The sequence below is a fragment of the Sphingomonas sp. R86520 genome (assembly GCF_042466285.1).
Lineage (GTDB): Bacteria > Pseudomonadota > Alphaproteobacteria > Sphingomonadales > Sphingomonadaceae > Sphingomonas.
Genome location: NZ_JAXHBZ010000004.1, coordinates 73,708 through 88,544 on the forward strand (window position 1 = coordinate 73,708; position 14,837 = coordinate 88,544).

At 66.1% G+C, this 14,837-nt stretch carries 13 protein-coding genes and 1 pseudogene; all 14 read right to left on the minus strand.

The features are described 5' to 3' along the window. Positions 1–98 precede the first annotated feature (98 nt). Complete coding sequence (locus SJY41_RS22225) at positions 99–584, minus strand: hypothetical protein (RefSeq protein WP_380784507.1); 486 nt, start codon at positions 582–584, stop codon at positions 99–101. Between the two features lie 52 nt (positions 585–636). After that, on the minus strand, positions 637–795 hold the full coding sequence (locus SJY41_RS22230; protein WP_380784508.1) for a hypothetical protein: 159 nt from the start codon (positions 793–795) through the stop codon (positions 637–639). Between the two features lie 50 nt (positions 796–845). Beyond that, a complete protein-coding gene (locus SJY41_RS22235; protein WP_380784509.1) occupies positions 846–1,826 on the minus strand; it encodes a hypothetical protein in 981 nt (326 codons plus the stop codon). Beyond that, positions 1,819–2,430: a DUF6927 domain-containing protein gene (locus tag SJY41_RS22240; RefSeq protein WP_380784510.1), complete on the minus strand. Its 612-nt coding sequence runs from the start codon at positions 2,428–2,430 to the stop codon at positions 1,819–1,821. Before SJY41_RS22240 ends, SJY41_RS22235 begins: the two co-directional genes overlap by 8 nt. A gap of 24 nt (positions 2,431–2,454) precedes the next feature. Further along, complete coding sequence (locus tag SJY41_RS22245) at positions 2,455–3,090, minus strand: hypothetical protein (RefSeq protein WP_380784511.1); 636 nt, start codon at positions 3,088–3,090, stop codon at positions 2,455–2,457. A 73-nt stretch (positions 3,091–3,163) separates the two neighbouring features. Next, positions 3,164–3,373 (minus strand): hypothetical protein, encoded by a 210-nt coding sequence (locus SJY41_RS22250; RefSeq protein ID WP_380784512.1) that lies wholly within the window; start codon positions 3,371–3,373, stop codon positions 3,164–3,166. Continuing rightward, complete coding sequence (locus SJY41_RS22255; protein WP_380784513.1) at positions 3,370–4,341, minus strand: phosphoadenosine phosphosulfate reductase family protein; 972 nt, start codon at positions 4,339–4,341, stop codon at positions 3,370–3,372. Before SJY41_RS22255 ends, SJY41_RS22250 begins: the two co-directional genes overlap by 4 nt. Continuing rightward, entirely contained in the window at positions 4,338–5,261 is a 924-nt protein-coding gene (locus SJY41_RS22260; RefSeq protein WP_380784514.1) for an ArdC family protein, read from the minus strand. Before SJY41_RS22260 ends, SJY41_RS22255 begins: the two co-directional genes overlap by 4 nt. A 139-nt stretch (positions 5,262–5,400) precedes the next feature. Next, positions 5,401–7,458 carry a ParB/RepB/Spo0J family partition protein gene (locus SJY41_RS22265; protein ID WP_380784515.1) on the minus strand — a complete coding sequence of 686 codons (2,058 nt, stop codon included), beginning with the start codon at positions 7,456–7,458 and terminating at the stop codon, positions 5,401–5,403. A 125-nt stretch (positions 7,459–7,583) separates the two neighbouring features. Further along, positions 7,584–9,218, minus strand: a pseudogene (locus tag SJY41_RS22270) (strawberry notch C-terminal domain-containing protein); the annotation flags it as partial. 33 nt (positions 9,219–9,251) lie between these two features. Then, positions 9,252–12,230, minus strand: coding sequence for a Tn3 family transposase (locus SJY41_RS22275; RefSeq protein WP_380784516.1), 2,979 nt, complete (start codon positions 12,228–12,230; stop codon positions 9,252–9,254). 4 nt (positions 12,231–12,234) lie between these two features. Further along, positions 12,235–12,819, minus strand: a complete 585-nt coding sequence (locus SJY41_RS22280; protein ID WP_183937244.1) for a recombinase family protein — start codon at positions 12,817–12,819, stop codon at positions 12,235–12,237. Positions 12,820–13,040: 221 nt separating this feature from the next. Then, a complete protein-coding gene (locus tag SJY41_RS22285) occupies positions 13,041–14,459 on the minus strand; it encodes a YncE family protein (RefSeq protein WP_055879837.1) in 1,419 nt (472 codons plus the stop codon). Continuing rightward, entirely contained in the window at positions 14,456–14,836 is a 381-nt protein-coding gene (locus tag SJY41_RS22290; protein ID WP_268795101.1) for a DUF305 domain-containing protein, read from the minus strand. Before SJY41_RS22290 ends, SJY41_RS22285 begins: the two co-directional genes overlap by 4 nt. Between the last annotated feature and the right edge of the window lies 1 nt (position 14,837).

Sequence of the window (14,837 nt, forward strand, 5' to 3'; positions counted from 1 at the left end):
GGCAGCCGCACAGCGGCAACTCGGCCCGGATTTTTGCGGTTGCGGGGGTCTCGCGGCCGCCCATGTGCCGCATCCCTCTGGCGGAAGGCTGTCAGGCGTCAGGTGGCAGTGGGCGGAACCGCGACCACAGGAGTTGCCGCGTTCGGATTGGAGCCAAGCCCGAACCCGTCAATATCGTCGAGAATGGCCTTTCCCGTGGCGCACAGGCGGACCATTGCCGAGGGGGTGATCCTCAACCCTCCAACAGCATCGATGGCATCGATCATGATGCGGAGCTGGGGAACCAGATCCTCGCTCCGGGTCGCGGCATAGCCCGCGAGCATTGCCACATCCGAGAACAGGCGAGGGACGGGCAGGACGGAGGAATCCTCCCCATCGGGGACGGCGCGCCAGGGGTCGACGTCCGCTCCTGCTGCGAGCGCGCTGACATAAGTGCGCTGCTCCCAGTCGAGGGCTTTCCAAGCGTCCGTCTCGTTGGCGCTCAGGATGGCGGTGCGACAAGCGCTGACCGCATCCTCCGCCTCGACCGTGACCTCGGCGCGGTAGATCAACGGATATTCGCAGTGGACGGTGAAGGTTGTCATGGGACCGACTCCTGACGTTCGGAGAGAATATGATAGACCCGAGTGGTTCGGGTCATTCGTAGCGGGGACGCTCGGCCGGGAAGGCGGCAGGGGGCCAGCCATCGTGGACGCAGGCCTCGAAGCGACCGGCGGAGAGGACGCTGCTGATCGCGCGCGCGTGATCGCCGATGTTCCAGTCGCGATCGAGATGCACCTGAACCTCGTCCGCCATCGCTTTCGCGCGGGCCTCGTGCCCGTCGGTGAAGGTGGTGCCGAAGGCAGTCAGCTCCGGATCGGTGCAGAGTTCGCCGGAATCTCAGTACCATGGTGATGGTCTTCGGCCAGCGCATCGGACGCGCGATGAAAGTCGTCGAGCCAGCGCCCCATCGGAACGCGTTGCTCAGGGAGAAGTGCGGCCTGCGCGGCCTGAAAATCGAGTAGCGCTAAGGGCGCGGTCGCGATGATGCGGTCGACTTCGGCGGGTGAGAGGAGGCCGCGTTCGCGGATGAACTCGGTGATGCTGCCGGGACGCGGCGTCGCACCGCGACGGCCAAGCACCGGCTTGCGCCACAGACCTTCGACATTGCGGAGGCGAGGCTTGGCTCGCGCTTCCATCAACACGATGATGCGCAGCTCCTCGGTTGAAAGCTCCAGCACCTCGTCGGGTTTGATGCTGCCGCAGAAGTAGCAGCTCGACTTGGGCGGGACGGGGAGGCCAGCGCGCGCGATACGCGCCTCGCAGTCGGCGCGCGCCCATTCCCATTCCCGCAAGGGGTAGCGGTAGGAGTAGCGAGGATCTTCGCACCCGACCGCGTGATGGTAACGCTGCGTGTCGCGTCCCGAAGCGTCGTAGCCGATCAGTTTTACCACGCGCCCGCCTGCGTCCCAGCAGCGGCGCGCGGGTTCCCACTGGGCGGTCCAGGCATCTTGCGGGGCCGCCTTCCATTTCTGGCTGCACGACCCGCCACCAAATACCACGGAGGGCAGGGTGGCGTTGGTCAGCATGTTCTCGGCGATGCCCGCATAGGGCGGCCAGTGTTTGAAGTTGCGGGGCTGGTAGCGGACGATCTCGGATGGGATGCCGCGTTCCGACATCCAGGCCCGGAACACGGGGATGAACGCATAGGTCGCCGACTTTTCGGCGCCGGGATCGGCGAAGAGAACCATGTCGACGGGCTCGCCGCGTTCGGCGAGTTCGACGATCATGGCGGTTGAATCGACGCCGGCACCCCAGGCCGCGATGACGGGCGGGCGGTCAGCCACTGGCCGCGTCCCTTACGACGATCGCCGCATGGACGATGCGGTAGGCGCGTTTGCGAAACCCCGGGATGCGACAGATCGCGCGGCTTTCCGGGTCGCGGAACAGCGGCGTCTTGCCCTTGGGATTGGCGACCACCTCGAAGCGGCTGCGGTCGCTACCGTCGCTGAAGCGCATGGGCTCATCGAAGATGATCGTCTGCCCGGGCTTCGGGGTCGGCTTGGCCCGGTCGAGCTTCTTCGCGAGCAGGTTGGCGCGGCACCGCGCGCGCCAGGCCAAGGCATATTCGCTGTCCGTGGCGGTCAGCTCGTCGAGGATCGCAGCCGGACACTCGCTCTCGTTCGGCCCGACCGTTTCATCCATATCCTTGTACCCGAACGTGCAGCCGTCGCGCGCGCCGATGCTGCTCTTGGTGAGGCAGACGATGCCGAACACGATCCGTTCGGCGTCGTCCGCGAGGCGCTCGCAAGCGGCGTAATAGGTAGATCCGACCATGACGGACGCCAGCACGGTCAGACGATGCGTCTCGCGCTGGTAGGTGAACTGGTTGTCGAGATACGAGCGCGGGGTGGCGTAGCCGCCCATATCGCGCATGAATAGCCAACCCATGATAAGTCTCCAATGACGTGAGGATCAGGCGGCAGCGGCGAGGCGCGGAGCGCCAACGTCGCCAACCGTCGCGGTAAGCCGGCGCTGGAACGTGCTCACGTCCAGCAGCTCGGCGATCGGCGCGCGTTGAACGGGGCCCGCGTGTTCGCCGCCCCGGCAGCGGTTGAAGGTGATCTCGCTGTCGGGGAGGAAGCTGTACGGCCGCACCCGGACCGAGAGATCGGCGTGGCGCAGCTCTGTCGTGCCATCGTCTGCGATACCGCCCATGTCGGTATCGATACGGACGTCAGGCCCCTCGAGGCCGATCGTCTCGGCGAGCGAAGCGAGCGCGAGGCGTGCCTGCCGATGGAAGGTCCGTTTCGTCGCGCCATCGCCGGCGACGGTATTGCCGGCGATGGCGAGCAGCGCGGATCCGGCGATGACGGTGCCCCGATCTTCCGCACAGCGCAGGCGCAGTTCGTTGGTGCTGGGCGCACTACGTTCGGCGACGGACGCTAGGTTGCGGATCAGCAGCAGGATCGACGCATCACGGTCGATCGGCTTGCCGGCACGCCGGCAGTCGTCAACGCCCGCGTTCAGGGCATGAAGCGCAGCGGGCAGGGTGCCGAGTGCTTCGGGAGAAAGCGCCTCGTTGTGGCGGTAGTGGGTGTCGTAGAGCATGGCCGAACCTCCTGAGCGCCAGGGCGCGCTCAAAAGGCCGAAGGCTCCCTCTCCTCCGTGGACAGGGCCTTGCTCAGATCATCCCGCCGACAGGATCGGCCGATCGTGAGGCCGCGTCATAGCCGGACTGCCAAGCCGTGCGGCCCTTGCTCCCTCGGCGGTAATGGCACCGGTCGTTGCCCATGACGAAGCAGCGCCATCCCGATTTCTCAGCTTCCCACAGCGGGTCTTCCCGCGTGGGAGCGAGCAGGTCCATGAGATCGACGCGCGTGGCGGCGTTCATGGCGGGCCTGCATGGTCGCCGAATGCGCCGGCAGAGAGCGTCCAGCGATCCGCCAGGATCGAGAGACGCCAGACCGGATCATCGGCTTGCGCCAATTCGTCGGGATGGAGTGTCGCGGCCGGGAACGCCGTGCCGCGGTCAGCGAGCTGCGTGACGGTGAGCGAGCGATGGATCGTCTTCCCGCTCGCGGCTTCGCGAGCCGCGACCCGTCTGAAGGCGGCAGGGAAGACGAGCCGGAGCGTCGCCCATTGGTCGGGCGAGCCGAAGATGCAGGCTCGGCAGGACAGGCGGCCCCAACCCAGGACGTAGGCCGGGTGGGGACGGATCCGCGCTTGCGCGATCGCGTCCCAGATCAGGCGCTCGGTCCAGTCATGGACCGGGCGCCAATGATCGACCGCACGCGCGAGGGTCGATGTGCGATGCGGCTCGAGCGTCGCATAGCGCGCACGCGAGGGACTTTCCTCGGCGCGCTCGCCGGTGATGACCAGCGTGCGGCCGTCGAGGAAGCGCGGCTGATTCCGGATCGCGGCCGCGAGGACGTCGATCTTCAGCGCGGGGCTGCACCAGCGCACGCGAAGATCGGGAGACGTCTGGGGAAAGAGCCCGCGCGTGCCGGCAGGGCCGTTGCCCCCGGCACGGCCGATGCCGGTCGGCGTCTCGAACGCGATCGGGGCGGTCGGCGCGTCGTCGCGCGCCAGCTCGCGCGCGAAGCCGCCCTCGCGCCACGAGACGTAGAGGGCGATGCCGAAATGGTCGGCGATCGCGCGGACATAGGCGGGGGTGCACGGCCAATCCATGAAGGTCGGGCCGTGGCCATCGACATCATGGTGATGCAGCTCGATCGCGTGTGCCGGCACGCCGAGGCTGAGGAGGTGGAGCAGGGCGGCAAGGCTGTCCTTGCCGCCACTGAATGCCACGACGAAGCGCCGGTAGGCGCCGAGGTCGGGGAGGGCGGCCGGAGCGGTCATGCTGCTTCACGGATCTGTTCCTCGGGCTCGGCCGAGGCGTCCAGCCCGGTTACGCGGAGCAGATAGCCGGCTGCCGCTTCTGCCTTCGCCGCGGCGGTCATGATCGCGCGGCTATCCTTGCGCAGCACCTTCAACCACGAGCCGATATAGGCGGCATGGTCGTCGATATGCGACGTCGGCAGACCGAGATCGGCACCGAGCAGCGCTGAGGTCATCTCGGCGCAAAGCTCCTCGAACGCATAGGCGTCGTCGCCGAAGCGCTTGCCGAACGTGCGATCGAGCCGGTCGGGATGGCCGCTCCAGTGGCCAGCCTCATGCGCGAGCGTCGCCGCGAAGTAGGCGCGCGTCGAGAATAGCTCGACGGGCGGCATGGTGATGCTGTCGGCGGTGCGGTCGTAGAACGCGCGATCGCCGCGCATGTAAACCGTCGCCGGCAGCGCATCGAGGAAGCGCTGCGCGCGCTCGGGCAGTGCATCGGCTGGGGGCACGATGCTGACAGGGCTCGGGTAGAAGTCGGGAGACAGCCCGTCGATCTGGTCGCAGTTGAACACGGCGTAGGAGCGCAGCACGCGCCGCATCTCGTCGGTCGTGTCGCCTGTGACGACGGATTCAACGGTTTTGCTGTAGGATTTATAAAAGATCGCGATCTGCGACCGCTCGCCCTCGCGGACTTGGCCGCCAAGAGCCTGCGCCTGTTTGTACGTCATCCAGGTGCGCGAGTTGTAGCCTGCGCCCTCGGCACACAGCCACAGCCAGAAGCAGTTGATGCCCTTGTACGGGTCGCCAGTCGCGCGCAGCGGACGGCCGCCAAGGCCGGGGCGCCACGGCTTGACCCAGGGACGCACCCCGGATTCGAGCTTGTCGATGATCGTGTTGGTGATGATGTCGGCAGGCGAGGGCTTGTCGGTGGTCTGTGCCACGATCGTTCTCCTGATTGGGTTGGGGCAAACCCGCGTGAGCATCCTCCCCTCTGGAAGGGCGGTGCCGGGTCACAAAAAGAGGGGCGACACTTGCGCGAAGAGTGCCGCCCCCAGGTGCCTCGAAATGTGCAAGCCGGCGTCAGGCCGCTTGGCTGAAATCCTCCTCTTCCTCGTGATCGATCACTGCATCGTCACCGGCGTCGAGGTCGGTATCCTCGTCCGGATCGGTGCCGTTCTCGTCATCGGCGAAGCTCGAGCGCAGCGGCGTGCGTGCCGCCTTCTCGATTCCGTCGAAGCGCATGGCTTCCGGCAACCAGGCCGTCGCCTTCTCGCGGATCTCGGCTTCGACGATGCCCTGGCCGTTGCACAGCGAGGCACAGGTGCCGGCAAGGTCGCCCTTCTTGGCGTCCTTGTAGCGGCCGCGCAGGACCGGGCCTCCGATCTCCTCGAGCGCGTCGAGCATGACGGTCTTCTTGACCCGGCCGAAGAAGTTCTCGGCCGTCGGGCGCCACCAATTCTCGACCTGGATGTCGAGGAGGCGACCGAGATGGTCGTGGAAGCCGTTGCTCCGATAGCCCTCGGCGACGTTGAGCGTCGGTTCGAGAGTTCGTGCTATCGAGTATGCAACCCAAGCGCCCCGGGCCTCGTCGTCGAGTGCCCGGAAGGCGTCGAAGCGCGCGGTCATGGTCGGCAGACCCGCCCAGCTCGTGTCGAGCCCCTGGCGCTGGTCGTCGATCGTCTGCGACGCCATCGATCCCTCGTCGCGGAACCCGAAGATCGGGAAGCCCGCGGCGCTCGACTTCAAGGTCGAGTGGTTCGGGATGTGCGCCTGCTCGAACACCACGTTCTGCGCCATCAGGAAGATGGTCAGGTCGAGTGCAATAGCCGGGTCGCTGGCGACGTGGGCGGCGAGGATCTGGCGGCGCTGCGTCGCCAGTTCATCGATCAGCGTGGCGCTGAGCTTCGGTCCCTGTTCGGCGTCGCCGGCATCGCCGTCCCCGGTTGCACCGCCCGACTCCTTGGGCGGGGCGTTCGGATCCACGACCGGCTTTTCGCTGAAGAGGCGAGTGTGGACGCGGGGTTCACCGTCACCCCCGATATAGACGAACGTCCCGATCTGCGCCTTCAGCGCCGGATCGATCTCATGACGGGCGTCCTCGATCGTCTCCAGCTCGCGCTCGATCGCCTCGATACGCGCGTTCGCTGCTTCGGCTTCGGCGCTGCCGTCGGGCAGTTCCTGCTCGAGCCGGTCGACCAGCGCGTCGTTCTCGGCCGACAGAACCTCGACACGCGCCGTCTCGTCCTCGGTGAGGGCGCGGGCGGGAGCGTGATACTCGTGAAGCTGGCGCTCGAGGTCGTAGGGGACGTGCGTCGCCGCGATCGGCGTGACGAACGCGAGGCCCTCGGCCTGCGCCAGTTCGGCCGCTGCGGCTTCGAGCTTCGAGGCGGCAAGCGTCTCGATCAGGTCGACGTCGATCCAGTTCTCATCGCCTTCCGTGGCGAACAGGTCGCCCTCGATGCGACCGCCTGCGGCAACGTAGGCTTCGCGACCGACGAAGCGGGCCTTGGCGTCGTTCGCCTTGACAGTGCCGTTGAGGATGGCGCGACGGATATTGTCGGGGTTGTCGCCATAGTAGGACGTTTTCATCTGGGCGAACACACGCGACTGGCGGTCGACGTCGGTGGTGACGGCGTAAGCCTGCGCAACGCCGAGCGTGATCTCGCCGGCTGCGAGCGCCTCGAAGACAGGCGGGGCCAGCTCGGCAAGGCGCACGCGCTGCTCGACGAAACGGGTGGTCACGCCCTGACGTTTGGCAACGTCCTCGGCCGTCATGCCCTTCTGGATCAGGAAGTTGAACGCGGTGCATTCGTCGGCCGGATTCATCGGCACGCGCTGGAAGTTCTCGGCGAGGCTTGCCTCGATCGAGTTGTCGTCGTCGCTGAGGACGAGGACCGGTACGGTGTGGTCAGCGGGGAGGGTGCCCTGCTGGATCAGGAGCTGGAGCGCGCGCAAGCGGCGACCGCCCGCCTTCACCGTGAATGTACCCGCCTTCTTGAGCGGGGTGACGATCAGGTTCTGCAACAGCCCCTGGGCTGCGATGTTCGCGGCGAGGGTGTCGATCCCTGCGTCACGGTTGGATTTGCGCACATTGTCCTTCGACAGCGTCAGGTTCTTGACCTTCACGGACTGGATCATCGGTCATACTCCATTCGAGATCAGCGCGCCGTTGTCCGACGGTCACGCGAGCCTGCTCATCAAGCTCAAAAAGCCGAAGGCTCCCTCCCCTCCCTTTGATGATCGGGAAGAGAGCCTCGTTCGGGTCAGGCGGTGATGCGATCGATCACGGTCGCGGCGGTCGCGACGGGCACGAACATGCGCGTCTTGTGCTGGATGATCTCGGTGAAGCATCCGGCTGCCTTCAGCTCGGCCAACCGCGTGTGCGGCCAGTCGAGCAGTTCGAGGCGCTGCTGGCCGGCGACCAGGCTGCGCTTCAGCCGGTACGCACCAAGCGCGGTGATCTCGCCGCTGCCCATGACGTGCTTGGCGGTTTCGGCACCCGACACCGTGATGGTCGCGGCGATGCCGAAGGCGTCCGCGAGCTTGGTCACGAGCGGCGCAGGGACGATGCGGCCAAGGAAAGACTGGCCGTCATCGGTGTTGAGACGCCAGACCTGGACGTGATCGTCGGGCAGGCGGTCCCAGACCGGCAGGAGCAGGCCGGTGACGAGGTAGAGCGTATTGGTGCGGGTCTTGCCCGACATCTCCTCGACCTCGGCCTGCCAGAGCGCGGAAAACTCCGCCTCGCTCGCATCTTCCCACATCGTTTCGAGGAGAAGATCCTGCCGCATCCGTTCGGTGCGCGTCGGGCGGACCAGCTCGTAGCGGCGCACGATCTCGCCATCGTCGTCGGTGAGCGAGTAGGTGCTGCACCGGATCGCGGCTTTGCCCGACTTGCGGTTGACGATCGGACGAGCGTCGTCGCTGAGGATCCGGATAGCGCGATCGAGCGCGAGCGGCTTGTAGCGTTCCTCGGTCTCCAACCGGAGGATCTCGGTCTCGGCGCCGCTGGTCTGGTCGCGCCGGATGACGGTGCGATCGAGGATCGTGATGCGCTCGGCGTTGATGCTCTCGACGCCAAGATCGAGCGTGCCGGCTTCCTTGGCCGCCTCGATCCGCGCCTCGATCAGCCCGAGATATTCGTCGAAGATCGCGTTCTGCATGGCGATGCGCAGTGCGAGGATGCGATTGAGCCAGCGCTGGATCGGGGGCATCTCCTCCTTGAGCCCGCCACCTTCGCCCTCCAGCTCGAGGCCGGTCAGTTTCTGGAACTCGTCCAGCGTGGTAGAGCGCAGCTTGCCATTGGCGAGCAGGCGGAACCACTGTTCGAGCGACTCCTTGGCATAGTCGCTTTCGAGGTTGTCGCGTGGGTCGAACAGGCCCTGACCGCCAGTCTGTCGCTGACCGCGGGTGAGCGCGCCCAGGCTGTCGAGCCGGCGCGCGATCGTCGAGATGAAGCGACGTTCGCCCCGGCAGTCGGTCGAGACCGGCCGGAATAGCGGCGCGGTCGCCTGATGCGTCCGGTGCGTACGGCCGAGCCCCTGGATGGCGGCGTCAGCACGCCAGCCCGGCTCGAGGAGGTAATGATTGCGGCGCGACTGGTTTTCGCACGTCAGGCTCGCGTGATAGCTGCGGCCGGTGCCGCCAGCGTCGGAGAAGATCAGGATCTTCTTCGCACCGCGCATGAAGGCGTCGGTCTCGGCGAGATTGGTGCGGGGCGAGCGGCTTTCGACGCGCTGGCGGCCATGGGCGTCCATGATGACGCGACGGCTACGACCCGTCACCTCGGCGACCGCACCTGTGCCGAAATGCCCGATGATATGATCGAGCGCGGATCCGACGATCGGCAGCGCGCAGAGCTGCTCGAGGAGATTGTCGCGCATCTCCAGCGCCTCCTGGGGGTCGGTACATAGAACGGACCCAGATATACGCTAAGGTTTCGCCGGGCCTTCTACGGCGCGGGTCTGGCGGAGCGGCCTGAGGGCTTTCGATGGCGCGTCGGGATCGGTCCAGAGATAATCGCCGGTGAGGTTGATGTGCTGCCAGCCGAGCGGCGAAAGGTGTTGCAGCAGGTCCGGGGAGACCGGCCGGCCGAGGTTGGCGAGATGCTTCCGGGCGGCTTGCAGGTAGGTCGTGTTCCACAGGACGATGGCACCTGCGACGAGATTGAGCGCGCTCGCCCGATGGCTCTGCGCTTGCAGCGCATGGTCGCGGATACGGCCGATCCGGTGGAAGAAGATGGCGCGTTTCAGCGCATTTTCGGCCTCGCCCTTGTTGAGTTCGCGGGTAGCGCGACGCCGCTGTTCGGGCTGCTCGATCCAGTCGAGCGTGAACAGGGTACGCTCGACGCGGCCGATCTCGCGCAATGCGAGTGCCAGGCCGTTGGCGCGGGGATAGGAGCCGAGCCGTTCGAGCATGATCGACGCGCTCACGACGCCGGTGCGGATCGATGTTCCCAGACGCAGCACGTCGTTCCAGTGCGCGGCAATCAGGGCTTCGTCTATCCCGCCCGCGACCAGCGGCGCGATATCGGGTCCGGGCTCAATGCCGTCGAACAGGTGCAGACGGCGCGCGGCGATGTTCGGGATGCGCGGCGCGAATCGAAATCCGAGCAGATGGCATAGCGCGAACACATGATCCGACACGCCCCCGCCATCGACGTGGTGCTCCTCAATATGCAGATCGGCACCGTGGTGGAGCAGCCCGTCCAACACCTGCGCGGCCTCGCTCGCGGACGCCGAGATGACGGTGGAATGGAACGGCGCGTAGCGATCCGAGACATGGCTGTAGAAGGAGACGGCAGGCTCTGCCCCCTTGTGCGGATTGACCGCGCCGGTTGCCTGGGCGCGGCGATCGAGCGGGAAGTTCTGACCGTCCGAACTGGACGAGGTGCCGGACCCGAACAGGGCGGCGAGTGGCTCGGTATGCTGGGCGTCGACCAGACGAGCGAGAGCGCGACCGTAGGTTTCCTCGCGCAGATGCCATGAGGCGAGCCAACCAAGCTGGCGCTGGGTCACGACATTGCAGGCTTCCGCCATGCGCGTGTGGCCCAGATTGGTCGCATCCGCGAGCACCGCCGTCAGGATCGCACGCGGTTCATCGGCGACACGGCCACTTTGCAGATGCGTGAAGCACTGGCTGAATCCGGTCCATCGATCGACTTCAGCAAGAAGGTCGGTGATGCGGATCGCGGGCAGATGGGCATAAAGCGGTGCGAGCGCGGTATCGGCTTCTTCGGGCGTGATCGCCTTCAACGGCGAAATCCGCAGCCTGCCGAGGCTGAGCTGCACGTCTTCCAGCGCGTCCGTCTCCGCCTTTCGCTCGACCTCGGCCAATCGACGGGCAAGGCGGGCGCGTCGTTCGGCCAGCCAGACACCGGCCGTATCCGGTGCCGGGATCGGCAAGGGACCGGCCGCGCGCATGGCAGCGAAGACGGGACCGGAAATGAGTTGTTGTTCGACGGCACGATAGCGCCGGCTTCCCTCGACCCACATGTCGCCGGCGCGCAGCCGGTCGCGAAGCTCCACCAGCACGCACAGTTCATAGGTCCGGCGATCAGGAAGGCCGGAGCCGATCGTCCGACGCCAGGCCTGTCGGATGAAGCCGACCGGCGCATCGGACGGCAGTTTTCGCAAACGACCGAGATGAAGGTCGCGGATGATCGCAACCGCTCGCGCGAGCGCATGGCAGGCCGGCACCGCCCCGAACGTGAACGACGCGATGAATGAGGGGCCGACCTGTCGGAGAACGGGGTAGTGGGTCGCGGCGATCGTGACGGGATCGACGGCATCGGGGCGGATCAGCTTGCGGGCTTCATCGACCTCACGGCCGAGATCGTCCCATCCGATCGCGGCCTCGACCGCAGCGGCGATGTCGCCGCCCGACACCCTGGCGGCAAGCAGGGCATCGCCGAGCCGGGCGAGCAGCCGGATCTTGCCGTTGATGGTGCGCCGGTCGCGCTTGAGCGCGGTGTCCGCGCTGTTCTGCTCGCGCCGGAACATCTGCCCCAACAGGCGGTCGAACATCAGCACCGCATCGTCGGTGAGCGTGACGATAGTTTCGAGTATCGTCGCCACCAGGACCGCGCGACGCCGCGTCGCTTGCAACGTTCGGACATGTTGCGCGGTCAGCCGCGCCCCTTGCTGACAGAGGCGTCGCAGGCGCTCAGGGTGGATGCCCGTAGCGATATCGGGATCGATCCCGATATCGCGGAGCAGCGCGAGCCGCTGGGCGATGATGGCGAACGTCTTACGGCCCGGCTTGCCGGGTGGCTGTCGCACCCATCCGAGGCTGCTCATGTTCGTACCGGCATGATGCAGGAGAAGGGCATCGAGCAGACGGCATTGACCGGTATCCAGCCCTCGGGTGAGATGGTCGGCGACATGGCGCTCGGCATCGAGCAACCCCTGCGCGACCATCCGTTCGACCGCACTGATGCCCGGCATGATGATGCGCCGTCGCCGGCACTCGCCCAGCAGCAACCGCGCCAGCCCGGCACCGCTGGTCGTCGTCAGCGCGATCGGCAGGAGCCATTCCTGCAATGTCGTTCGCAGCGGCCGACTGAGCGGCGAAAACCCGAACGCATCGCGCAGCGCATCGAGTTGTTCGTACCGGGTCGGGCCGCGTGTCGCGTAATCGGCCAGCACCTCGGCCGCGACCTGCAATTGCTCGGCGACGAACGCGAGCGGGGTGGCGGGGATCAGTTCACCGGGGCGGAGCAGGCGACCGGGATAGCGCAGCGCGCAAAGCTGGATGGCGAAACCCAGCCGGTTGTGCGGCCGCCTCCGGCGCACGATGACGGCCAGGTCGTCGTGGCTCAACGTCCAGTGCTGGACGAGTATGGTTTCGTCGTCGGGAAGCGCGAGCAGTGCCGCGCGTTGTTCCTCCGACAGAACGGCGCGACGCGGCATTGGCTCAGACCTTGGCGGGCGGGGTCCAGCCGATCCGGGCCAGCGTCCCAAGGAGGGTCGAGCGCGGCACCTTGAAGGTGCGACAGACGGACGCCTTGCTGGCGCCGCCATCCAGCGCGGCGGTGATCCGTTCGAGCGTTTCGGCGTCGATCATCGGCGGACGCCCGCCCTGTCGGCCCCGGCGCTTCGCGGCAGCGAGCCCCGCCATCACCCGTTCGCGCGTCAGCGCCCGCTCGTACTGTGCCAATGCACCGAACAGTGAAAACAGCAATTCGCCATGCGGGGTGGTCGTATCCATCGCTTCCGTCAGCGATCGGAAGGCGATGCCGCGCGCCTTCAGGTCGGTGATGATCGTCAGCAGGTGCGGCAGCGAGCGTCCGAGCCGGTCAAGTTTCCACACGATCAGCGTGTCGCCTGCGCTCAGATAGTCGAGACAAGCTTTCAGCCCCGACCGATCGTCGCGCGCGCCGGATGCCTTATCGGTATGGAGATGCCGATGATCGACACCGGCTGCGACCAGCGCGTCGCGCTGTAGATCGACCGTCTGGCGGTCGTCGACCGACGACACCCGCATATATCCGACCAGCATGTACGACAAACCTCCGAACGCATGTTCCCACACACTCTATCAAAGCGACAGGGTTTGTCGATTGTTATGGGCGGTGGCGCGTGTGGTTCGGCGAAGGCACAGGTCCGGGGTGTCGCTTATCATGTGTTTTCCGACAGTCTCAAGACGCTGCGGCAACCTATACCGGCGTCATGACCAAGATACTCGATACGGACAGGAGATCGCAGGGTTCACCTGAACCCTCATTTCTGCACCTGAACGACAGCGCTCGGCATCATCGGGTCGCCTGACGCAATGACGAGGTACCGGCGCATGTCGCCCTTCGCGTCGCTGACGATCTGGCGGAGCGGTCCGAGCGTGTTGACGATCGCGCCGCCCGCGGGATTGGTCATGAACTTTGCCAGAGGCTGGATCACGCCGCCACCATCAGCGCGGGAGGATAGCCCAAGGACATAGGGCATCTTTGGGCTGAGGCCCGCAACCGCCGCCTGCAGGATCTGGACTTGGCCTTGATCGAACAGCGTGACCTGGCTGCGGCCAGTCCCGGCGAGGGTCAGCTGGATCTTCATGCCGGCCTGTGCGAGCGGTATCAGGTTTGCACGGCCTTCGCCTACCGGCACCGCGCCGGGAACATAGGCCACGCCTTGCGGCCCCTGACCGATCGGAATCGTCGCGATGACGGTGTTGCTGGCGGTGTCGATCGCCGCAACAGCGTCGGCGTTCTCCAGCCCGACATAGATCCGCGAGCCGTCGCCCGACGGCCACAGACCGTGCGGCAGCGCGCCGACCGGGATGCTCGCGACCTGCACGAAGTCGGTGGTGCGGAACACCTTCACGACATTCTCGGTGCCGACCGTCACATAGGCGAACTGGCCGGCCTTGGTGCGGGCGATGTTGACGTGGTTGGTGATCGCGCCGGTGTCGAACGTCTTCAGCACTGCGAAGGGTGGCTTGGCGTCGAACACCATGACCTTGCCGACGTCCTTCAGCGTCAGCCAGACCTGCTTGCCGTCGGGCGTCGCGGCGATGTCGGGGCAGAACGGGCTTGCCTGCTTGACGCGACCGACGATCTTCTTCGAGGCGGTGTCGATCACCACGGTCTCGGGTGAGAAGCTCGAACAGACATAGCCGTATTTCCCGTTCGGCGAGAAGATCGTCATGCCGGGGCCGTTAGGTACGGGAATGCGCGTCGTTGGCGCGAACGTCTTGCCGTCGAGTACCTGAATGTAATCCTCGCCGCGCACCGCGACCCACACTTCGCGACCATCGGGACGGAAGAACGCCTCGTGCGGCGAGCGCCCGACATAGGTCGTGTGCTTCACGGCGTTGGTCGCGGTGTCGATGAACGTCACCGAGTTCGACCCGATGGAGATCACCGCCAGCGTCTTACGGTCGGGCGAGAAGCCCATGCCGTGGACGAGCAGCTGCCCCTTGTAGAGTGGGCTGAGATTGGCGGGGGTCTGGTCACCGAGCTTGATGACGCCGAGCAGCGTGTTGGTCGACGGATCGATCACCGACACGGTGTTGGAGAACTGGTCCGAGGTGTAGAACCGGTCCTGCGCGCTGACGGGTATGTCGGGGCTCGCGTTCGGAACCTGCTGCGCAAATGCCGGGGCCGAGAAAGACAGGGCGGCACAGGCGGTTAAGGTGAAACGCTTCATGGACGGTCTCCTTGATGGGGGTGACCGGTCGCGGTCGGTTCGGTGTGGGGCGGCAACGCGCCGCCTTCGGATAGGATGCTCTGCATCACCGCGATTTCCTGTCGTTGTTCGACGATGATTCCCTGCGCAAGCCGGCGCAGGCGTTCGTCTTTGCCATAGCGCAGTTCGACTTCGGCCATGTCGATCGCGCCCTGATGATGGGGAATCATCATCCTTGCGAAGTCGCGATCGGGATCGCTCGAATAACCGGTCATCATCGCGCCGTGCATCCGCGTCATCGCCGCATCCATAGCGGACGCGAAGCTGTCCGTTTGCGCTATAGCGGCCGTCGATCCGGACAAGGCTATCGCGATCAGCAAGGTCGTGCGTGATTTCATC